The 21,967-nt window shown below is 73.5% G+C and carries 16 protein-coding genes and 1 tRNA gene; 16 read left to right on the top strand and 1 reads right to left on the bottom strand.

Features of this window, described 5'->3' with window-relative positions:
- The first annotated feature begins 51 nt into the window (after positions 1–51).
- The 5 genes from ACZ5WG_RS08335 to ACZ5WG_RS08315 all read left to right on the top strand — a co-directional run bounded on the left by ACZ5WG_RS08335 (position 52) and on the right by ACZ5WG_RS08315 (position 2,608).
- Positions 52–846, top strand: a complete 795-nt coding sequence (locus tag ACZ5WG_RS08335) for a type II secretion system F family protein (protein WP_468722260.1) — start codon at positions 52–54, stop codon at positions 844–846.
- Positions 846–1,622 carry a type II secretion system F family protein gene (locus ACZ5WG_RS08330; RefSeq protein ID WP_468721608.1) on the top strand — a complete coding sequence of 259 codons (777 nt, stop codon included), beginning with the start codon at positions 846–848 and terminating at the stop codon, positions 1,620–1,622. The genes ACZ5WG_RS08335 and ACZ5WG_RS08330 overlap by 1 nt, the downstream gene beginning before the upstream one ends.
- Before the next feature lie 86 nt (positions 1,623–1,708).
- On the top strand, positions 1,709–1,906 hold the full coding sequence (locus ACZ5WG_RS08325; protein ID WP_468721607.1) for a DUF4244 domain-containing protein: 198 nt from the start codon (positions 1,709–1,711) through the stop codon (positions 1,904–1,906).
- Entirely contained in the window at positions 1,893–2,270 is a 378-nt protein-coding gene (locus ACZ5WG_RS08320) for a TadE family type IV pilus minor pilin (RefSeq protein ID WP_468721605.1), read from the top strand. Before ACZ5WG_RS08325 ends, ACZ5WG_RS08320 begins: the two co-directional genes overlap by 14 nt.
- On the top strand, positions 2,267–2,608 hold the full coding sequence (locus ACZ5WG_RS08315; protein WP_468721604.1) for an Rv3654c family TadE-like protein: 342 nt from the start codon (positions 2,267–2,269) through the stop codon (positions 2,606–2,608). Before ACZ5WG_RS08320 ends, ACZ5WG_RS08315 begins: the two co-directional genes overlap by 4 nt.
- Positions 2,609–2,880: 272 nt before the next feature.
- On the opposite strand, the gene ACZ5WG_RS08310 is transcribed toward ACZ5WG_RS08315, so the two are convergent.
- Entirely contained in the window at positions 2,881–5,334 is a 2,454-nt protein-coding gene (locus ACZ5WG_RS08310; protein WP_468721603.1) for a DEAD/DEAH box helicase, read from the bottom strand.
- Positions 5,335–5,415: 81 nt separating this feature from the next.
- On the opposite strand from ACZ5WG_RS08310, the gene bldG reads away from it, so the two are divergent.
- From bldG to ACZ5WG_RS08255, 11 genes are all read left to right on the top strand, one after another.
- A complete protein-coding gene (gene bldG / locus ACZ5WG_RS08305) occupies positions 5,416–5,757 on the top strand; it encodes an anti-sigma factor antagonist BldG (protein ID WP_030152678.1) in 342 nt (113 codons plus the stop codon).
- Between the two features lie 117 nt (positions 5,758–5,874).
- Positions 5,875–6,315 (top strand): ATP-binding protein, encoded by a 441-nt coding sequence (locus ACZ5WG_RS08300; protein ID WP_468721601.1) that lies wholly within the window; start codon positions 5,875–5,877, stop codon positions 6,313–6,315.
- Positions 6,316–6,618: 303 nt separating this feature from the next.
- Positions 6,619–9,024, top strand: a complete 2,406-nt coding sequence (locus ACZ5WG_RS08295; protein ID WP_468721599.1) for a sodium-translocating pyrophosphatase — start codon at positions 6,619–6,621, stop codon at positions 9,022–9,024.
- 134 nt (positions 9,025–9,158) lie between these two features.
- The gene (locus tag ACZ5WG_RS08290; RefSeq protein ID WP_468721597.1) at positions 9,159–9,773 is read left to right on the top strand and encodes a small secreted protein; all 615 of its coding nucleotides are present in this window, start codon (positions 9,159–9,161) and stop codon (positions 9,771–9,773) included.
- Positions 9,774–9,950: 177 nt separating this feature from the next.
- Positions 9,951–11,456, top strand: coding sequence for a DUF7059 domain-containing protein (locus ACZ5WG_RS08285; RefSeq protein ID WP_468721595.1), 1,506 nt, complete (start codon positions 9,951–9,953; stop codon positions 11,454–11,456).
- 214 nt (positions 11,457–11,670) lie between these two features.
- The gene (locus ACZ5WG_RS08280; RefSeq protein ID WP_468721593.1) at positions 11,671–11,868 is read left to right on the top strand and encodes a hypothetical protein; all 198 of its coding nucleotides are present in this window, start codon (positions 11,671–11,673) and stop codon (positions 11,866–11,868) included.
- A 302-nt stretch (positions 11,869–12,170) separates the two neighbouring features.
- Positions 12,171–14,993 carry a type I DNA topoisomerase gene (gene topA, locus ACZ5WG_RS08275; RefSeq protein ID WP_468721592.1) on the top strand — a complete coding sequence of 941 codons (2,823 nt, stop codon included), beginning with the start codon at positions 12,171–12,173 and terminating at the stop codon, positions 14,991–14,993.
- A 210-nt stretch (positions 14,994–15,203) separates the two neighbouring features.
- Positions 15,204–18,506 carry a dTMP kinase gene (tmk, locus tag ACZ5WG_RS08270; RefSeq protein ID WP_468721590.1) on the top strand — a complete coding sequence of 1,101 codons (3,303 nt, stop codon included), beginning with the start codon at positions 15,204–15,206 and terminating at the stop codon, positions 18,504–18,506.
- 101 nt (positions 18,507–18,607) lie between these two features.
- Complete coding sequence (locus ACZ5WG_RS08265) at positions 18,608–19,819, top strand: DNA polymerase III subunit delta' (RefSeq protein ID WP_468721589.1); 1,212 nt, start codon at positions 18,608–18,610, stop codon at positions 19,817–19,819.
- A 188-nt stretch (positions 19,820–20,007) separates the two neighbouring features.
- On the top strand, positions 20,008–21,576 hold the full coding sequence (locus tag ACZ5WG_RS08260; protein ID WP_468721587.1) for an alpha/beta hydrolase: 1,569 nt from the start codon (positions 20,008–20,010) through the stop codon (positions 21,574–21,576).
- 200 nt (positions 21,577–21,776) lie between these two features.
- A tRNA-Thr gene (locus ACZ5WG_RS08255) sits at positions 21,777–21,850 on the top strand.
- Positions 21,851–21,967: the final 117 nt, after the last annotated feature.

The raw sequence follows: 21,967 nt of genomic DNA, 5'->3' as shown, positions 1-21,967 counted from the left end.
GGGGCGCTGTGCGCCGGGACGGCCGCCTGGGCCCTCGCCGGAGGAGACCGGATGTCCCGGCGGGCCCGGGTGGTACTGGCCGGGGGCGGGCCCGTGGTGCCCCACGGTCCGCTGCGCCGCGAGCGGCTGCTCATCGCCGTACGGGTGCGGGCCGCTCGGTGGCGGGAGTGGTCCTGCCTCGGGGCCGGGCTCGTGGTCGCGCTGCTGGGCGGGTCGGTGATCCCGCTCGTGGTGGGCGCGGCCGCGGTGCCGCTGGTGCGCCGGTGGCTGCTGGTCCGGCAGCGGGAGCGGGAACGCAGTGCACGGGCCGCCGAGGTGATCGCGCTGTGCGGGGCCGCGGTGGGCGAGCTCCGGTCGGGGGCCCAGCCCGGGCAGGCGCTGACGGCGGCGATGCGGCGGACGGCCGCGGGCCCCGGCGGTCCGGGCGCAGCCGAGGCGGGGGTGCTGGCCGCCGCGGCGTTCGGCGGCGACGTTCCGACGGCGCTGCGGCAGGCGTCACGGGAGCCCGGCGCGGAAGGGCTGGCCGGGATGGCCGCCTGCTGGCGGATCTCAGTGGACGGAGGTGCGGGGCTCGCCGCCGGACTGGACCGGCTGGAGGGGGCGTTGCGGGCCGAGCGGGACCGGCAGGAGTCGCTGCGGGCCCAGCTTGCGGGGGCCAGATCGACGACGGCGGTGCTCGCCCTGCTGCCGCTGGTCGGCCTGCTGATCGGCACCGGGCTCGGGGCGGATCCGCTCCGCGTGCTGCTGCACACCCCGGTCGGGTGGGGCTGCCTGCTGGCGGGCGGGGTGCTGGAGGCGCTGGGGCTGCTCTGGTGCCGGCGGATCGTACGGGCGGGGGAGCGGTGATGGCGGGCTTCGCGATCCACAGGCTGGGGACGGCGTTGTGCGTCGCGGCGGCGGTGCTGTGCACGGCCTCGGCGGTGGTGGCGCAGGTCCGGGCGCGGGCAGCCCGGCACAGGATCGCCGCGCTGCTGTCGGCGAAGCCTGAGCGACGGGCGCCGGTGTTCGGGTCCGCGATACGGGCGGCGGTGGCCGCATGGGCAGGCCCAACCGGGGCGCTGCTGGCGGCCTGGGTGCTGATCGGCGGGGTACTGGGAGTGCTGGTCGGCTGCGGGGCGGCGATCGGGGTGTGGCACTGGCTGCGGCGGACGCCGCCGCCGGCCGGGGTGGATCCCCGTGAGGTGGAGCGTCAGCTGCCTTTTGCAGCAGATCTGTTGGCCGCCTGTCTGGCGGCCGGTGCGGCGCCGGTGGAGGCCGCGGAGGTGGTGGGCGAGTCGCTGGGCGGCCCGGTGGGCGAGCGGCTGGCGCTGGCCGGGGCGGAGCTCCGGCTCGGCGGCGAACCGGGGGGCGCGTGGGGGAGGTTGGCGGAGATACCGGGCGCCCGGGCGCTCGCGGAATGCCTGGAGCGGGCAGCCCGGACGGGGGCTCCGGCCGCGGAGCCGGTCTCCCGCCTGGCCACGGCCCTCCGGGAGGACCGGGCCCGGCAGGCCGGAGCCCGCGCCCAGCGGGCTGCGGTGCTCGTCACCGCTCCGGTGGGGCTGTGTTTCCTCCCCGCGTTCCTCGCGGTCGGAGTGGCCCCGGTGGTGATCGGAATGGCCTCCGGTCTCCTCTCGGGCACTTGAAGTCACTGCATGAACTCAGGCCTCAACTCCGGGCCTGAAATCACAACTGAGATCACGTCGAGAACGAAAATCAACGGGAGGTCGTCATGAGGATCATCTGGTTGCGCCTGCGGTCCGTGCTGAGCGGTCGGGCGAACGACGCGGGGATGTCCACTTCCGAATACGCCATGGGCACGATCGCGGCGTGTGCATTCGCGGCCGTTCTGTACAAGGTGGTGACGAGCGAGGTGGTCTCCACGGCACTTCAGTCGACCATCGGAAAGGCGCTCGATGTGCCGTTCTGAGGAAAAGCGCCGGCGACCGGGCGACCGGGGATATGTGACGGCGGAGGCCGCCGTGGTGATCCCCGCGCTGGTGCTGTTCGCGGCCCTGCTGGTTTGGGCGCTGATGGCGGCGGCCGCGCAGATCCGGTGTGTGGACGCGGCCCGGGCCGGAGCCCGGGCGGCGGCCCGGTCGGAGCCGCCGGGCGTGGCGGTGGCCGCGGCCCGGGCGGCCGCCCCGCCGGGGGCGGAGGTCGGAGTGGAGCGAGAGGGGGACCTGTGGCGGGTCCGGGTGGCGGCGCCGGCGCCGGGCCCGGGCGGGTTGCCGGTGCGGCTCGGGGCGCAGGCGGTGGCTCTGGCCGAAGACAGCGTGGGGCCGCCGCCATGAGCCGGGACAGGGGTTCGGCGACGGTGTGGGCGGCGCTGGTGGCCACGGCGCTGGGGGCGGTGTTCGGCGGCGTGCTGCTGCTCGGCCAGGCCGTCGTCGCCCGGCATCGCGCGGCGGCGGTCGCCGATCTGGCGGCCCTCGCGGCGGCGGCGACCTGGACCCACGGCCCGGAGGCCGCCTGCGCCGCGGCCCGCAGGGTCGCCGGGGCCCAGAGCGCGGCCGTGACCGCCTGCACGGTCCAGGGCGAGGTGGCCGAGGTGGTGGCCCGCCCCGCAACGGGCCCGTTCACCCCGACGATCAGCGCCCGGGCGGGACCGCCCCTGCCCGCCGCCGAGTGAGGACCGGACCGGGCCCCGTACGAGCCCCGGCAGGCCGTCCCGGGGTCTGCACTGCCGGGCGGCTCAGGAGGCTGAGGGCCGCCGCCGTACGAGCCCCGGCGGGCCTTCCCGGGGGTCTGCACTGCCGGGCGCTCAGGAGGCTGAGGGCCGGCCGCCGTACGAGCCCCGGCAGGCCTTCCCGGGGGTCTGCACTGCCGGGCGCTCAGGAGGCTGAGGGCCGGCCGCCGCACGAGCCCCCGCGGGCCTTCCCGGGGGTCTGCACCGCCGGGGGCTCAGGAGGGTGGGGCCTGCGCGAGGAGGCGGGTGAGCAGGCGGATCGCGCCGCGCTTGTGGAGGGGGTCGTTGCCGTTCCCGCACTTGGGGGACTGGATGCAGGAGGGGCAGCCCGCCTCGCATTCGCAGGCCGCGATCGCATCGCGGGTCGCCGTCAGCCAGGCGCGGGCCGTGTGGAAGGCGCGCTCCGCGAAGCCGGCGCCGCCGGGGTGGCCGTCGTAGACGAACACGGTCGGGAGGAGGGTGTCGGGATGCAGCGGGACGGAGACCCCGCCGATGTCCCAGCGGTCGCAGGTGGCGAACAGCGGCAGCAGGCCGATGGAGGCGTGCTCGGCGGCGTGCAGGGCGCCGCCGAGGATCTCCGGGTTGATCCGGGCCTCGTCGAGCTGGTCCTCGGTCACGGTCCACCACACGGCCCGGGTGCGCAGGGTGCGGGGCGGCAGGTCCAGCTTGGCCTCGCCGAGCACCTCGCCGGTGATCAGTTTGCGGCGCAGGTAGGAGACGACCTGGTTGGTCACCTCGACCGAGCCGAAGCAGAGCCGGGCCGGGCCCCAGGGGATCTCGGTCTCGGTCTCCAGGACGGAGATGGAGGTGGTGTCGCGGGCGGTGGTCGAGAAGGGCGGGCTGGACTCCTCGACCAGCGCGACCGAATCCTCCAGGTCCAGGTGCTTCACCAGATAGGTGCGGCCCTGGTGGAGGTGGACGGCCCCGTCGTGGACGGCGGTGTGGGCCGCCGACTCGTCGACCGTGCCCAGCAGGCGCCCGGTGGCCGCCTCGACGATCTGCACCGGGCGGCCGCCCCCGCCCCGGATGTCGGTCAGGTCCGAGGCCCGCTCCCGGCGGGTCCAGTGCCAGGCCGTGGCCCGCCGGCGCAGCAGTTTCGCCGCCTCCAGCTGCGGGATCAGCTCCCGGGCCGCCGGGCCGAACAGGGCGAGGTCCGCCTCCGTCAGCGGGAGCTCGGCGGCGGCCGCGCACAGGTGCGGGGCCAGGACGTACGGGTTGTCCGGGTCGAGGACCGTGGCCTCCACCGGTTGGCGGAACAGGGCCTCCGGATGGTGGACCAGATACGTGTCCAGGGGGTCGTCCCGGGCGATCAGCACGGCCAGGGCGCCCTGGCCCGAGCGTCCGGCGCGGCCCGCCTGCTGCCACAGGGAGGCCCGGGTGCCCGGATATCCGGTGATCAGGACGGCGTCCAGGCCCGAGACGTCCACGCCCAGCTCCAGGGCCGTGGTGGCGGCCAGGCCGAGCAGCTCGCCGGAGTGCAGGGCCCGCTCCAGAGCGCGGCGCTCCTCGGGCAGGTAGCCGCCCCGGTAGGCCGCGACACGCCGGGGAAGGGACCGGTCCACCTCGGCGAGCCGCTCCTGGGCGATCACCGAGATCAGCTCCGCGCCGCGCCGCGAGCGGACGAAGGCGACCGTACGGACCCCCTGGACGACCAGGTCGGTCAGCAGCTCGGCGGTCTCGGCCGTGGCGGTGCGGCGTACCGGGGCGCCCTTCTCGCCCCGCAGATCGGTCAGCGGCGGCTCCCACAGGGCGAAGACCACCTCGCCGCGCGGGGAGGCGTCGTCGGCGACCTCGATGACCGGGATGCCGGTCAGCCGGGACGCCGCGGCCGCCGGGTCGCTCGCGGTGGCGGAGGCCAGCAGGAAGACCGGATCGGCGCCGTAGCGGGCGCACAGCCGCCGCAGCCGGCGCAGCACCTGGGCCACGTGGGAGCCGAATACGCCCCGGTAGGTGTGGCACTCGTCGATGACCACGTAGCGCAGCGAGCGCAGGAAGGAGGACCAGCGGGGATGGGCGGGCAGGATCCCCCGGTGGAGCATGTCGGGGTTGGTGAGGACGTAGTTCGCGTACTGGCGCACCCATTCGCGTTCCTCGACCGGCGTGTCGCCGTCGTAGACCGCGGGCCGGACGGCGTTGCCCAGGGGCGCGGCCAGCGATCGTACGGCGCGCCGCTGGTCGGCCGCCAGAGCCTTGGTCGGGGCCAGGTAGAGGGCGGTCGCGCCCCGGCCGTTCGGCGCTTCCGCCCCGTCCGCGAGGGCGGAGAGCACCGGCGCGAGGTAGGCCAGCGACTTGCCCGAGGCGGTGCCGGTGGCGACGACCACCGACTCGCCGTCCAGGGCGTGCTCGGCCGCCGCGGCCTGGTGTTCCCACGGATGGTCGATCCCCGCGGCCTGAATTGCGGCTACGACATCCGTTCGGATGCGGTCGGGCCAGACTGCATGACGACCCGCCCGAGGGGGCAAGTGCTCCGTATGGGTGATGCGCGCAGCTCGAGAAGGCCCCCGTGAGAGGCGGTCCAGAACCGTGTCGGGGGTGGGTCGCGGGTCCTCGGGTGCCGTGGGCCGACCGGGACGGTGAGTATTGGCCATTGGAAGCGAGTGTGTCACCGGCGTGCGGGACAATGGTCCGAAGGCGTCGTGCGCGCCTGCCGGTAAGTGATTGAATGCCATCGCGGCAGCCAATCCCTCCCCTGCCTACGGGTGGGGAGGCCCCTGGGGGGCGCCGCTCGATAGCAAGGTGCTGGAGGATCCGTGGACCTGTCCCTGTCGACTCGCACTGTCGGCGACCGCACGGTCGTGGAGGTCGGTGGCGAGATTGATGTGTATACCGCGCCCAAGCTGCGCGAGCAGTTGGTCGAGTTGGTGAACGACGGCAGCTACCACCTGGTTGTCGACATGGAGCGAGTGGACTTCCTCGACTCCACCGGCCTTGGTGTGCTCGTGGGAGGTCTCAAGCGCGTCCGTGCGCACGAGGGCTCGCTGCGTCTGGTGTGCAACCAGGAGCGCATCCTGAAGATCTTCCGCATCACCGGTCTGACCAAGGTGTTCCCGATTCACACGACGGTGGAAGACGCCGTCGCCGCCACCGACTGACGGCTCACCGTCCGTGGCGCCGCAGGGCGCCGCGGAGGGAGCCGAACAGGAGCGGGGGCGCGGGCCGAAGCGGTCCGGGCCCCTGTAAGGCACGCCCGTAGTCCGAGGGGGACGCGCATGGCCATCGTTGAACTGCGCTTCAGCGCCCAGCCCGAACACGTCCGGACGGCCCGCCTGGTCGCGGCCGCCGTGGCACGGCGGGCCGGCGTGGACGAAGCCGTGCTCGACGAGGTCCGCCTCGCCGTGGGCGAGGCCTGCTCGCGCGCCGTCGGTCTGCATGTCAGCAACGGGCTCACTGCGCCCGTCCGGGTGGTCCTGACCGAGGAGGAGAAGCTGTTCTCCATCGAGGTCGGCGACGAGGTGCCCGGACCGGCCGGCGGCCCTACGGGCGCCGTTCCCGGCCTCGACGCCGCCCTGGACCCGGACACCGACACCGAGGACGAGATGGGTCTCGCGGTCATCAGCGGGCTCGTCGACGACGTCGAGGTGACGAGCGGGGAATCGGGCGGGACCATCCGGATGAGCTGGCCGGTGTCCGCCACGTCCGATCTTCCGTAGCCCGGTCCCACGGCGGTCCCGTCGCGCTGCGGTCCCGTGGCCGCAGTCGGTGCGGAGATTATTCCGATCTTAATCAAGGCCCTGCTGAGCAGGGCCTTTTTTCATACCCCCACGGCCTTTCCTAGATCAATGACCGGGCGTCAATGCCTTTGCCCCATTACCTCTTTCGGGGGGTAATGGAGTGACGCGATCTATTGCTGAGGAGCAAGAGCAGGCCAATTCCGTTTCCCGCGCACTGTTTTGATCGGGGAGAGCTCCCTACAATCCGTCCACATCTTGAGCTCATCACGTCAAGGAGGACGAATGACGGGGCTCTTCACCCCCAACGCGCCGGTCGGAAACTCCGATCTGGCAGCCGCAGTACTCACCGATGACAATCGGCTCATCGTGATGGTGATCGCTGCCGTGGCACTTGCCGCACTCGTCGTCGCGCAGATCCTGGTCCGCCAGGTCCTCGCCGCGGACGAGGGCACCGACAGCATGAAGAAAATCGCCGCAGCGGTCCAGGAAGGCGCCAACGCCTACCTCGGCCGGCAGCTGCGCACCCTCGCGATCTTCGCGGTCGTCGTGTTCTTCCTGCTCTTCCTGCTGCCCGCCGACGACTGGACCCAGCGGGCGGGACGTTCCGCCTTCTTCCTCGTGGGCGCCATCTTCTCGGCGGCCACCGGCTACATCGGCATGCGGCTGGCGGTCCGCGCCAACGTCCGCGTCGCCGCCGCGGCCCGCGAGGCCACCCCCGCCGAGGGCGAGCCCGCCAAGGACCTGACCGAGGTGTCCCACAAGGCGATGAAGATCGCCTTCCGCACCGGTGGCGTCGTCGGCATGTTCACCGTCGGCCTCGGCCTGCTCGGCGCCTCCTGCGTCGTCCTGGTCTACGCCGCCGACGCCCCCAAGGTCCTGGAGGGCTTCGGCCTCGGCGCCGCCCTGATCGCGATGTTCATGCGCGTCGGCGGCGGCATCTTCACCAAGGCCGCCGACGTCGGCGCCGACCTGGTCGGCAAGGTCGAGCAGGGCATTCCGGAGGACGATCCGCGCAATGCCGCGACCATCGCCGACAATGTGGGCGACAACGTCGGCGACTGCGCCGGGATGGCGGCCGACCTCTTCGAGTCGTACGCCGTCACCCTCGTGGCCGCGCTCATCCTCGGCAAGGTCGCCTTCGGCGACCTCGGCCTCGCGTTCCCGCTGATCGTCCCCGCGATCGGCGTCATCACGGCCATGATCGGCATCTTCGCGGTGTCCCCGCGCCGCTCCGACCGCAGCGGAATGACCGCCATCAACCGCGGCTTCTTCGTCTCCGCCGTGATCTCTCTGGTGCTGGTCGCGATCGCCGTCTTCGCGTACCTGCCGGCCACCTACAAGGAGCTCATCGGCGTCGAGGACGCCGCGATCTCCAACCACTCCGGCGACCCGCGCGTCCTGGCCCTCGTCGCCGTCGCCATCGGCATCGTGCTCGCGGCCCTGATCCAGCAGCTGACCGGCTACTTCACCGAGACCAACCGCCGTCCCGTCCGGGACATCGGCAAGTCGTCCCTGACCGGCGCGGCCACCGTCGTCCTCGCCGGCATCTCGGTCGGCCTGGAGTCCGCCGTCTACACGGCGCTGCTCATCGGCCTCGGCGTCTACGGGGCGTTCCTGCTCGGCGGTACGTCGATCATGCTGGCGCTCTTCGCGGTGGCCCTGGCCGGCACCGGCCTGCTCACCACCGTCGGCGTCATCGTCGCCATGGACACCTTCGGGCCCGTCTCCGACAACGCCCAGGGCATCGCCGAGATGTCCGGCGACGTCGAGGGCGCCGGTGCGCAGGTCCTGACCGACCTGGACGCCGTCGGCAACACCACCAAGGCCATCACCAAGGGCATCGCGATCGCCACCGCCGTGCTCGCCGCGGCCGCGCTGTTCGGCTCGTACAACGACGCCATCGCCACCGCGGTCAAGCAGGTCGGCGCCAAGGCCGGGGAGATGAACCTCAGCCTGGACATCGCCCAGCCCAACAACCTGGTCGGCCTGATCCTGGGCGCGGCGGTCGTGTTCCTGTTCTCCGGCCTCGCCATCAACGCCGTCTCCCGCTCCGCGGGCGCCGTCGTCTACGAGGTGCGCCGCCAGTTCCGCGAGCACCCCGGGATCATGGACTACACCGAGAAGCCCGAGTACGGGCGCGTGGTGGACATCTGCACCAAGGACGCGCTGCGCGAGCTCGCCACGCCCGGCCTGCTCGCCGTCCTCACCCCGATCGCCGTCGGCTTCTCGCTCGGCGTCGGCGCGCTCGGCTCGTTCCTGGCGGGCGCCATCGGCACCGGCACCCTGATGGCCGTCTTCCTCGCCAACTCCGGTGGCGCGTGGGACAACGCCAAGAAGCTCGTCGAGGACGGCCACCACGGCGGCAAGGGCAGTGAGGCCCACGCCGCGACCGTCATCGGCGACACGGTCGGCGACCCGTTCAAGGACACCGCTGGTCCCGCGATCAACCCGCTGCTCAAGGTCATGAACCTGGTGGCGCTGCTGATCGCCCCGGCGGTCGTGCAGTTCAGCTACGGCGCCGACACGAGCGCGATCGTGCGCGCGATCGTCGCCGCCATCGCCATCGCCGTCATCGTCGGCGCGGTGTACGTCTCCAAGCGCCGCGGCATCGCCGTCGGCGACGAGGGCGACGGCTCGGAGCCCGCGGAGCGGGTGGCCCAGCAGGCCGATCCCGCGGTGGTCTCCTGACCCGACGGGTGATTCGAGGGGCGACCCTCGGAGCAACCGGAGGGCCGACCGGCCCGAAGAACCGAAGATACGCCCGAACGGCGGACAGGCGGCGCGGACTGACGCGCCGTCTGTCCGCCGTTCTGCGTGCCCGGATGACGGACGTGTATCTTCCGGCCGAGACCTTCGAAGGGACCAATCCGGTGAACAAGAAGTTTGCGGCCGCGGTGTCCGGCGGTGCGGTACTGATGCTCGTGCTGTCCGGCTGCGGCGGCGATGAGACGGACAACAAGGCCGGTGCCTGGGCCAAGAAGGTCTGCGACAAGTGGCAGCCCGAGCTGAAGAAGATCGAGACCGCCAACACCGACATCAAGCGCGTGGCCACCGAGGGCAGCAAGCCCGACGAGGTGAAGACGACCGACTCGGCGGCGTTCGGGTCGATGTCCGAGTCGTACAAGGCGATGGGGACCGCCCTGCAGGGAGCGGGAGTTCCGCCGGTCAAGGACGGCCAGACGACCCAGGCCGCGGCGATCAAGGGCTTCGAGGAGACGTCCAAGGGCTATGCCGACCTGAAGACGAAGATGGACAGCCTGGACCCGCAGGACCAGACCAAGTTCGCCGCGGGCCTCAAGGAGGTGGCCGGCGGACTCGAGGCGGCCACCAAGGGCGGCAAGGACGCGCTCAACACGCTCAAGTCCGGCGGTCTGGACAAGGCGATGAACAGTCAGAAGGGCTGCCAGGTCGCGGCGCCGTCGCCGTCGGCGAAGTGAGGTAGCCGACGGCCGCCGTTGCCGGCGGACGCAGCGGTACGCAGTCCGGGGCGGCCGGGTTCGAGGAACCCGGCCGCCCTGCTCCGTGCCGGGCCGCCGGCCGCGTGGTGCAGGCAGCAGCCTGGCCACCGGCCCCGCGGGGCAGCCATCTGCGGCGCCAGCCGACACAATGGACCGGTGAGTACCACCAGCCTTCCCTCGCCCGACCGCGCCGCCGAGCTCCGCACGGCCCTGCTCGCCGCCGGTTTCACCGCCGACGGACTGCTCGACCTGCTCGGCGCCCCCGCCTACGCCGCGCTGGCCCGCAGTGAGACGGTCCCTGCCCTGCGCGCCACCCGCGGCCGCGGTGAAGGCCCGCTCGCGAGCCTGGTCCGGCTGTTCCTGCTCCAGCAGCCGGAGCCGTACGTGAACGCCGCCGAGGCGCTGCCCGTCGAAGCGGCGCTGGCCGGCGGCTGGCTGCGCCGGGAGGGCGATGTGGTGCACGCCACCGTCGACGTGCGCCCGTACGGCGGCCCCGACGGCGAGGACTGGTTCATCGTCTCCGACCTCGGCTGCGCCGTCGGCGGGGCCGGCGGGATCGGCAGCCGCGAGGAGGGTGTGGTCCTCGGCGTCGGCGGGGCCTCCACCACCCTGGCCGGGATCACCGTCCGCACCCCGGTCGCCACCGCCCTCGATCTCGGCACCGGATCCGGCATCCAGGCCCTGCACGCCGCCCAGCACGCGACCCGGGTCACCGCGACCGACGTCAACCCCCGGGCCCTGGAGTTCACCCGGCTGACCCTGGCGCTGTCCGGCGCCCAGGAGGCCGAGCTGCTCCTCGGGTCGCTGTTCGCTCCGGTCGGCGAGGCCACGTACGACCTGATCGTCTCGAATCCGCCGTTCGTGATCTCTCCCGGTGCCCGGCTGACGTACCGCGACGGCGGGATGGGCGGCGACGACCTGTGCCGGACCCTCGTCGAGGAGGCCGGGGCGCACCTCAATCCGGGCGGGTACGCGCAGTTCCTCGGCAACTGGCAGCACGTGGAGGGCGAGGACTGGCACGACCGGGTCCGCGCCTGGGTGCCGCGCGGCTGCGACGCGTGGATCGTGCAGCGCGACGTGCAGGACGTCACGCAGTACGCGGAGCTGTGGCTGCGCGACGCGGGCGACCACCGCACCGACCCCGCCGAGTACGCGCGCCGGTACGAGGACTGGCTGGACGAGTTCGAGGCCCGCAAGACCAAGGCCGTCGGCTTCGGCTGGATCACGCTGCGGCGCAGCGACGCGGCGGAGCCGTCGATCGTGGTCGAGGAGTGGCCGCACTCGGTGGAGCAGCCGCTCGGCGACGCAGTGGTGGCCCACTTCGCGCGGCAGGACTACCTGCGGGACCACGACGACGCGGCCCTGCTGGAGGCCCGCTTCGTGCTGGCGGCCGAGGTCGTCCAGGAGCAGGTCGGCGCGCCCGGCGCGGAGGACCCGGAGCACGTGGTGCTGCGGCAGAACCGCGGGATGCGGCGCGCGACCAAGGTCGACACGGTGGGGGCGGGCTTCGCCGGAGTGTGCGACGGCTCACTCACGGCGGGCCGGATCCTGGACGCGATCGCACACCTGGTTCAGGAGGATCCCGTCGTCCTGCGGGACCGGACTCCGGGATCCATCCGGATGCTGGTCGAGCAGGGATTCCTGGAGCCGGCGGACAGCTGACCGGGCCCTCCCGGCACCCCTCCCGGCGGCGCTGCCGCGGCCCCGTCGGCGGCGGCCCGGCCGTGGCCGGATCTGTGGTGTAACCCGGGGTTCGCCTGCCGTTCCCCCTCGGCTGGCAGGCTCCCGCGCACGGTGACGGGCAGCGGCCGGCCGGCGGGATCCGGAGTGTCCCTCCGGGACCCCGAGAGCGGCCCGAGGGTAAGGGGGGAACGGCATGGAGAGCGGTCCGGCGATCTTCGCGGCGACCGTGTTCCTGCTCTTCGGGGCCGCTCTGCTGGGCTGGACGGGGGCGCGCGCCCTGCGCCGCACGCCGGTGGCCGAGGGTGTGCGCCCCGTCGTCGCCGTACCGCTGGCGCTGCTCGCGTCCGGGGCGTCCCTGGCGCTCGGCGCGTGGTGCCTCTCGCGGCTCTGATCACGGGCCTGGCGACAGGCCGATCACCGGCGGATCGCCGATGCGCCGACCGGCCCGGATCCTCGTCGGAAACAGGACGTCAGACAGGGTGCGGGGGCGGGGCCAGACGGCCCCCTGGCCACTCGGCCCGGTGATCGCGACGGGTCCGGCGCGGTATCCGGGCGGCAGAAATGGCACTTGTCGGGTTACCGTTCGAGTGGCCGTTGCGGGCTTCTGCCGTTTGACACGGGGGCGGGTTGTACCGTCACACTCCGCAGCGTCGCCGTACCGCGACCGAGTGCCGACCGGAGAGAAGAGCCAAGTTGTCCCCGACTAGCGAGACCGCAAAGGGCGGCCGCCGACTCGTCATCGTCGAGTCCCCTGCCAAGGCGAAGACGATCAAGGGCTACCTCGGCCCGGGATACGTCGTCGAGGCGAGCGTCGGGCACATTCGCGACCTCCCGAACGGGGCCGCCGAGGTCCCCGACAAGTACACGGGCGAGGTCCGCCGCCTCGGCGTGGACGTCGAGCACGACTTCCAGCCCATCTACGTCGTGAATGCGGACAAGAAGGCGCAGGTCCGCAAGCTCAAGGAACTGCTCGCCGAGTCCGACGAACTCTTCCTCGCCACCGATGAGGACCGCGAGGGCGAAGCCATCGCGTGGCACCTGCAGGAAGTCCTCAAGCCCAAGGTCCCCGTCCACCGGATGGTCTTCCACGAGATCACCAAGGACGCGATCCGCGACGCCGTGGCCAACCCGCGCGAGCTGAACCAGCGCATGGTCGACGCCCAGGAGACCCGCCGCATCCTCGACCGCCTCTACGGCTACGAGGTCTCGCCGGTCCTGTGGAAGAAGGTCATGCCGCGGCTGTCGGCCGGCCGCGTGCAGTCCGTCGCCACCCGCCTCGTCGTCGAGCGGGAGCGCGAGCGCATCGCCTTCCGCTCCGCCGAGTACTGGGACCTGACCGGGACCTTCTCCACCGGCCGCGCCGGTGACGCGTCCGACCCGTCGACCCTGGTCGCCCGCCTGAACACGGTGGACGGCAAGCGCGTGGCCCAGGGCCGCGACTTCGGCTCGAACGGGCAGCTCAAGAGCGAGGTCCTGCACCTCGACGAGGCGGGCGCCCGGGCGCTCGCCGCCGCGCTGGCGGACACCTCGTTCGCCGTCCGGTCGGTCGAGTCCAAGCCGTACCGCCGCTCCCCGTACGCCCCGTTCCGTACGACGACGCTCCAGCAGGAGGCCTCGCGCAAGCTCGGCTTCGGTGCGAAGGCGACGATGCAGGTGGCGCAGAAGCTGTACGAGAACGGCTTCATCACCTACATGCGTACGGACTCCACCACGCTCTCCGACACCGCGGTGTCGGCGGCGCGGGCGCAGGTCACGCAGCTCTACGGGGCCGACTACCTGCCCGAGAAGCCGCGCGTCTACGCCGGCAAGGTCAAGAACGCGCAGGAGGCGCACGAGGCGATTCGCCCTTCGGGTGATCGTTTCCGCACCCCGGCCGAGACGGGCCTGACCGGCGACCAGTTCCGCCTGTACGAGCTGATCTGGAAGCGGACCGTCGCCTCCCAGATGAAGGACGCGGTCGGCAACTCGGTCACCGTCAAGATCGGCGGCCGGGCGTCGGACGGCCGGGACGCCGAGTTCACCGCGTCCGGCAAGACGATCACCTTCCACGGGTTCATGAAGGCGTACGTCGAGGGCGCGGACGACCCGAACGCCGAGCTCGACGACCGCGAGAAGCGGCTTCCGCAGGTCGCGGAGGGCGACGCGCTGTCGGCCGAGGAGATCACGGCGGACGGCCACTCGACCAAGCCGCCGGCCCGCTACACCGAGGCGTCGCTGGTCAAGGAGCTCGAGGAGCGGGAGATCGGCCGCCCGTCGACGTACGCGTCGATCATCGGCACGATCCTGGACCGCGGGTACGTCTTCAAGAAGGGCACGGCACTCGTGCCGTCCTTCCTGTCGTTCGCCGTGGTGAACCTGCTGGAGACGCACTTCGGCCGGCTCGTCGACTACGACTTCACGGCCAAGATGGAGGACGACCTCGACCGCATCGCGCGGGGCGAGGCCCAGTCCGTGCCGTGGCTGAAGCGGTTCTACTTCGGCTCCGAGGACGCGTCGGAGGTCGTACCGGCCGACGGCGACCACCTCGGCGGCCTGAAGGAGCTGGTCACGGACCTCGGCGCGATCGACGCCCGGGAGATCTCCTCCTTCCCGGTCGGCGAGGGCATCGTGCTGCGCGTCGGCCGCTACGGGCCGTACGTGGAGCGCGGCGAGAAGGACGCGGAGGGCCACCAGCGGGCCGACGTGCCGGAGGACCTGGCGCCGGACGAGCTGACGGTCGGGTACGCGGAGGAGCTGTTCGCGAAGCCGAGCGGCGAGTTCGAGCTGGGCAAGGACCCGGTGAGCGGGAACGAGATCGTCGCGAAGGACGGCCGCTACGGGCCGTACGTGACGGAGATCCTGCCCGAGGGCACGCCGAAGACGGGCAAGAACGCGGTGAAGCCGCGGACGGCTTCGCTGTTCAAGTCGATGAGCCTGGACACGGTCACGCTGGACGACGCGCTCAAGCTGATGTCCCTGCCCCGGGTCGTGGGCGCGGACGCGGAGGGCGTGGAGATCACGGCCCAGAACGGCCGCTACGGCCCGTACCTGAAGAAGGGCACGGACTCGCGGTCGCTGGAGACCGAGGACCAGCTGTTCTCGATCACGCTGGACGAGGCCCTCGCGATCTACGCGCAGCCCAAGCAGCGCGGGCGGGCCGCGGCCAAGCCGCCGCTGAAGGAGCTGGGCACGGACCCGGTCAGCGAGAAGCCGGTCGTGGTCAAGGACGGCCGCTTCGGGCCGTACGTGACGGACGGCGAGACGAACGCGACGCTGCGGCGGGACGACGACGTCGAGACGATCACGCCGGAGCGGGGCTACGAGCTGCTCGCGGAGAAGCGGGCGAAGGGCCCGGCGAAGAAGACGGCGAAGAAGGCCCCGGCCAAGAAGGCGCCGGCGAAGAAGGCCACGGCGACGAAGACGGCTGCGGCGAAGAAGACGACGACGGCGAAGAAGGCCGTCGCGAAGAAGACCGTGGCCAAGAAGACGGCGACGAAGAAGACGGCCGCGACCGCCCCTGCGCCGTCGGACGACTAGCCTCCGGCTGCAAACGGACAGGGCCCGCGCGTACAGCGCGGGCCCTGTCCGTTCGGCGCAGCGGGCGGGCGGGCGAAGCCCGGTCCCTCCCGGCGCGGGACGAGGCGCCGTAGGCCCCCCGGCCGGGGCGGCGACAGTGGGGCCGGGGTCACACCGGATGGTTGTCCACAGGGCTCCGCACCCGCCAAGCGCAGCGGATAGGCTGGGCGGATGACGCGAGCCGAGCAGCCAACGGTCGTGACCGCCCCCGCGAACCCCACCTACGACGAAGCCCTCGCCGCGGATTCCCGCGAGCGTGCGGTGCGCGCACTGCTGCGCACCCCCAGGCTGCGCCGGCTGTGGAGCGCCCAGCTGGTGAGCGGCATCGGCGATGCCCTCGCCCTGCTGGTGCTGGTGCTGCTGGCCTTCCAGGCGGCGGTCTCCGAGGAGACCTTCGGCGGCGGCTACCAGGGCTGGGCCCTCGCCGTCGCCGCCGTCTTCGCGGTCCGGATCCTCGCCACCCTGCTCTTCGGCGCCGTACTGCTCGGACCGCTGGCCAAGCTCCTCGCCCCGAAGGAGGCCGGCGGCAAGCTGGACCGCCGCTGGACGATGGTCGGCGCCGACGGGGTCCGGCTCGGCCTGTTCGTCGTCGCCCCGCTCTGGCTCGACTGGATCCCGGCCCACGCGCTGACCGCGCTGCTGGCCACCGTTTTCGTCTCCGGCGTCGCCGAGCGGCTGTGGACCCTGGCCAAGGACAGCGCGGCTCCCGCCCTGCTGCCCTCGCCGCCGCCGGAGGGGGCGACCGTACGCCCGCTGCCGGACCACCTCGACGCGCTGCGCCGGCTGACCCTGCGGACGTCCTTCGCCGCGATGCCCGTCGCCGCCGCCGTGCTGCTCGCCGCGACCCTCGTCGGCAAGGCCCTCGGCCTCGGCGTGGACTGGTTCGCCGAGAACCAGGCCGCCCTCGGCTCGTACGTGGCCTCCGGCCTCTTCGCGGCGTCCGTCTCGCTGCTGCTCCCGCTGGTGCTGCCCGCGGCGAAGACCCCGCGCCCGCGCTCCCCGCTGGAGGGCCTGCGGGCCCCCAAGGCGGGGGACCGCCCGGAGAAGGGCCGGACGGGGGCCATTCCGCTGCTCGTGCTGGCCTGCGCCGCCGTCGCCGGAGCCGTGTCCAGCGCCGCCGCCGTGGCCGTCCTGCAGGCCTTCGACCTGGGCGGCGGCCCCGCTACCTTCGCCCTGCTCGTCCTGGCCCTGCTCGGCGGTACCGCCGCCGGCATTCGCGCCACCCAGGCCGGCAAGGTGCTGCCCGCGCTCTCCCGGCGCCGGCTGCTGGCCCTGGCCATCGCGGTGGCGGGGCTCGCGCTGCTGCTGACCGGGCTGGTCCCGGACACGGCGACCGTGCTGTTCCTGTCGCTGCTCGCCGGCACCGCCGCGGGCGTGGCCGCCAACACCGGGCACACCCTGCTGGACCAGGAAACCGAGGAGTTCCGCCGGGCCCGGGTCACCGAGCACCTGCAGGCCGTCGTACGGGTGGCCGTGGGCGTCGGCGCCGTCCTCGCCCCGGTCCTGGCCGCGGGGATCGGCCCGCACCGGCTGGCCGGCGGGGACGTCGTCTTCGCGCACGGCGGGGCCGCCTTCACCCTGATGCTGGTCGGCGCCCTGCTGCTGCCCGTCGGCGTGGTGGTGCTCGCCAAGGCCGACGACCGCAGCGGCGTACCGCTGCGCCGCGACCTGCGCGAGGCGCTGCGCGGCGGGGAGCCGGTGCAGTCCGCGTCCGACGCCGGGTTCTTCATCGCCCTGGAGGGCGGCGACGGCGCCGGCAAGTCGACCCAGGTCGAGGCGCTGGCCGACTGGATACGGGGCAAGGGCCACGAGGTCGTCGTGACCCGCGAGCCGGGGGCCACCCCGGTCGGCAAGAGGCTCCGCTCGATCCTGCTCGACGTCTCCTCGGCCGGGCTGTCGAACCGCGCCGAGGCGCTGCTGTACGCCGCAGACCGCGCGGAGCACGTGGACACCGTCGTCCGGCCCGCCCTGGAGCGCGGTGCGGTCGTCATCTCCGACCGCTACATCGACTCCTCGGTGGCCTATCAGGGCGCAGGGCGTGACCTGTCCCCGACCGAGATCGCCCGGATCTCGCGCTGGGCCACCGACGGGCTCGTCCCCAACCTGACCGTGCTGCTCGACGTGTCGCCGGAGGCGGCGCGCGAGCGGTTCACCGAGGCCCCGGACCGGCTGGAGTCGGAGCCGGCCGAATTCCACCAGCGGGTGCGGGCCGGCTTCCTGACGCTGGCCGCGGCCGACCCCGGGCGCTACCTGGTGGTCGACGCCGGCCAGGACCCGGAGTCCGTGACCACCGTCGTACGCCACCGCCTGGACCGGATGCTTCCGCTCTCGGAGGCCGAGGTCGCGGCCCAGGCCGAGGCCCGGCGCAAGGCCGAGGAGGACGCCCGGCGCAGGGCCGAGGAAGAGGCGGCGCGCAAGGCGGAGGAGGAGCGGCTCCGGGCCGAGGAGGAAGCCCGCCTGAAGGCCGAGGCCGAAGCTGCCCGGATCAAGGCCGAGGCCGAGGCCGCCCGCAGGGCGGAGGAGGAGCGGCTGCGCGCCGAGGAGGAGGCCCGCGCCCGGGCCGAGGCCGAGCGGCTGCGCGTGGAGGCCGAGGAGAAGGCCCGCGCGGCGGAGCGCGAACGGCTGCGCAAGCAGGCAGAGGAAGAGGCCCGGCTGCGTGCCGAGGCCGAGGAGCGGCGGCTGGAGAAGCAGCGGCGTGCCGAGGAGGCCCTGCTCAGGGCCGAGGAGGCGCGCCGGCTGGCGGAGGCCTCGGCGGCCGCGGCGGCTGCCCAGTCCGCGGCGGCGGCTTCGGCGGCGGCTTCGGCCCCTGCCGTGGCTTCGGCCCCTGCCGTGGCTCCGGCCCCGGCGCCTTCCCCGGCTCCGGCACCTGCGCCTGCGCCGGCCCCTGCCCCGGCCCCTGCGCCGGCTGTTCCTGCTGCGGCGCCCGCCCCCAAGGTGGCGATGACCAAGGAGCCGCTCCCGGACGACGCCGTGACGGTGGAGACCCCGCTGGTCAAGCGGGTCGTCCAGCCGGACGACGTGACCCAGACGGTCCCCGTGCCGAAGATCGACCCGGCGGCGGAGACCTCGGTGCTGCCTGCCGTCCCGGCGGCCGGCCCGGCCGACGAGACGGCGGTCCTGCCGCCCGTACGCCCGTCCCGTACGAGTCCGCCGGCCGGTCAGGCTCCGGCAGGCCAGGCCCGCTCCGCCACGCGGCCCACGGCCCGGCGACCGGAGGAGAGCCCGGCCGACCGGGTGCCGCCGGGCATCTTCCGGGATTCCGGCGACGACGTGACCCGCGAGCTCCCGCTCCTCGGCGACGACGGCGGCCCGAGCGCGCAGAGTCAGCCGAGTCGGCCGGCGCGGCCGAGCCGGCCGCGGCCCGCCTGGGCCGAGGAGACCCCGCTGGACGATCTGCCGACCCTGGCGGACGAGCTGCTGGGCCCGCGCCGGGACGACGAGGACGAAGAGGGCGGTCCGCGCCGCCGCCGCTGACGGGGATTGTCAGTGGCGCACGCCACACTGGGGGCGGGCACGAGCAGGACGAGCGGCACGGACGGCCAAGGGAAGACGGCCGGTGAAAGGCGGTGGGCGGGATGCCCGTATGGGACGACCTGGTGGGACAGGAGCGGGTGCAGTCGCAGCTGGCCGCCGCCGCCCGTGACGCCGACGCCCTGGTCACCGCCGTCGAGGCCGGGACGCCGCCGCCCGCCGCGTCCAAGATGACCCACGCCTGGCTGTTCACCGGGCCACCCGGCTCCGGGCGGTCCACCGCAGCCCGGGCCTTCGCGGCCGCCCTGCAGTGCACCAGCCCCGACCGCGCCCTCGGGGGCGAGCCGGGCTGCGGGTTCTGCGACGGCTGCCACACCACGGTGGTCGGCACGCACGCCGATGTGGAGATCGTCCGTACCGATCTGCTGTCCATCGGCGTGAAGGAGACCCGCGAGCTGGTCCGCCGGGCGCAGCTCTCCCCGGCCGTGGGCCGCTGGCAGGTCATCGTCCTCGAGGATGCCGACCGGCTGACCGAGGGCGCGGGCAACGTGCTCCTCAAGGCCGTGGAGGAGCCCGCTCCGCGGACCGTGTGGCTGCTGTGCGCGCCCTCCCTCGAGGATGTGCTGCCCACCATCCGCTCCCGCTGCCGTCACCTGACCCTCCGTACCCCGCCCGTCTCCGCCGTCGCCGACGTACTGGTCCGGCGCGACGGCATCGAGCCCGCCGTGGCCGCGGCCGCCGCGCGCGCGACCCAGGGCCACATCGGCCGGGCCCGTCGGCTCGCGCAGGATGAGGCCGCCCGGGCCCGCCGCGCCGCCGTGCTGAAGCTCCCGCTCCGCATCGACGACGTGGGCGGCTGCCTCAAGGCCGCCCAGGAGCTGGTCGACGCCGCCGCCGAGGACGCCAAGCAGGTCGCGGAGGAGGTCGACACCAAGGAGACCGAGGACCTGAGGGCCGCGCTCGGCGCCGGGGCCGGCACCGGCGGCCGGATGCCGCGCGGCACGGCCGGCGTGATGAAGGAGCTCGAGGACCGGCAGAAGCGTCGTCGCACCCGTACCCAGCGCGACACGCTCGACCTCGCGCTGACCGACCTCACCGGCTTCTACCGGGACGTGCTGGCCCTCCAGCTCGGCTCCTCGCTGGCGATCGCGAACGAGGAGATACGGCCCGACCTGGACCGGATCGCCCGCGCGTCCGGACCGGAGCGGACCCTGCGCCGGATCGAGGCGATCATCGCCTGCCGCGATGCCCTGGACCGCAACGTGGCCCCGCTCCTCGCGGTCGAGGCGATGACGATGTCCCTCCGCGCGGGCTGAGCCGCCTCGCACCGGGCGGCCTTCGCCCTCAACCGTCGTTGACCGTTTCACCCGTATGAGCGATCTGCCGAGGTCGGGCCGGGTACTGCGGGATCAGGGCGGGGCTGCGACGCGCCCCCGTGTGGTGGGCGGCCGGTCGGCGCGAGCACGCCCGGGCCGGGTCGCCCGGCAGGACGTAGGCTCCGGGGATGGACACCAGTCGCCTGCTGCGTACCACCGGAACCGTGATCGCAGCTGCCGGGCTGCTGCTCTCCGGGTGCACCTCGGACGGGTCGGGGGGACCGAGGGCCGCTGCGTCCTCCGCCGGGGGCACCGCGCCGTCGGCCGCCCCGACCGCGGTCCCGGCCGCGCTGCGCCCGTACTACGAGCAGAAGCTGAGCTGGCGCGAGTGCGGTGTCCCGGGGTTCCAGTGCGCCACGATGAAGGCCCCGCTGGACTACGCCCACCCCGAGTCCGGCCAGGACGTCGACATCGCCGTGGCCCGCCGCACGGCCACCGGTCCCGGCAAGCGGCTGGGCTCGCTCGTGGTCAACCCGGGCGGCCCCGGCGGCTCCGGCATCGGCTACCTCCAGGCGTACGCGGGCATCGGGTACCCGGCCGCCGTCCGCGCCCAGTACGACATGGTGTCCTTCGACCCGCGCGGGGTCGACCGCAGCAGCCCGGTCCAGTGCCTGACCGGGCCGGAGATGGACAAGTTCACGCAGGTGGACCAGACGCCGGACAACGCGGCGGAGCGGGCCGAGCTGGTGACCGCGTTCAAGGAGTTCGCGGCCGGCTGCCAGACCCGCTCGCAGCGGGTCCTGCCGCACGTCTCCACCGTAGAGGCCGCCCGCGACATGGACGTGCTCCGGGCGGTGCTCGGCGACGAGAAGCTGACGTACGTCGGCGCCTCGTACGGCACCCTCCTCGGGGCGACGTACGCGGAGCTCTTCCCCGGCCGGGTCGGCCGGCTCGTCCTGGACGGCGCGATCGACCCCTCCCGTCCGGCGCTCGATCTGAACCGGGACCAGACCGGGGGCTTCGAGACGGCCCTGCGCTCCTTCACCAAGGACTGCGCGAAGCAGCCCGACTGCCCGCTCGGCAAGGGCGGGCCGGAGGCGATGGCCGAGCGGCTCCAGGAGTTCTTCCGCAAGGCCGACGCCCAGCCCGTGCCCAGCGGCGATCCGGCCCGCCCGCTGGGCGAGTCCCTCGCCACCACCGGGGTGATCGCCGCGCTGTACGACGAGAGCGCGTGGCCGCAGCTGCGCGAGGCGCTGGCGGCGGCGATGAACGGCGACGGGTCCGGCCTGCTCGGCCTCGCCGACAGCTATTACGAGCGGGAGCCGGACGGCAAGTACGCGAACCTGATGTTCGCGAACGCCGCGGTGAACTGCCTCGACCAGCCCCCCGCCTTCACCGGCCCGGAGGCGGTCGACACCGCCGTGCCGTCCTTCCAGAAGGCCTCCCCGGTGTTCGGCGCGGGCCTCGCCTGGGCCTCGCTGAACTGCACGTACTGGCCGGTCAAGGCCACCGGGACGGCCCGCGCCCTGACCGCGCAGGGCGCCGCGCCGATCGTGGTGGTCGGCACCGTCCGGGACCCGGCGACCCCGTACAAGTGGGCCCAGGCGCTGGCGCAGCAGCTCGACTCGGGCGTCCTGCTCACGTACGACGGCGACGGCCACACGGCGTACGGCCGCGGCAGCGCCTGCATCGACACGGCGATCAACACGTACCTGCTGACGGGAACTCCGCCGAAGGACGGCAAGAAGTGCACCTGACGCCCGGCCTCCCGCCGATCGCCGCGAGGCCACGGGATGCTCACGCCTCAGACGGGCCGGACGCGCCCCATTGATACCGATATGCGCCATGCATCCGACCCCTCCACAACGTGGTTCAGGGCACCCCGTTTCAGCCTGTAGACTTGGCGCCGCTGCTGATGAGAGCTCCTCTTCGAGGGAACACTTGTCTGACCAGCGGTGCCGCCTTAGCTCAGTTGGCCAGAGCAACGCACTCGTAATGCGTAGGTCTCGGGTTCGAATCCCGAAGGCGGCTCTGTAGAAGCCCCAGGACTCACTCGCCGTGACCTGGGGCTTTTGCTTTGCCCCGATGCGGATGGCCGGTCGATGCCGCCGGGGGAGTGTGGCCTGGGGGTTCGGGGGCGCGGAGGGG

It is taken from the genome of Streptomyces sp. NPDC032745 (genome assembly GCF_055579465.1).
Note: the sequence above shows the minus strand (reverse complement) of the source record. Positions and strands in the feature narration are given on the sequence as shown.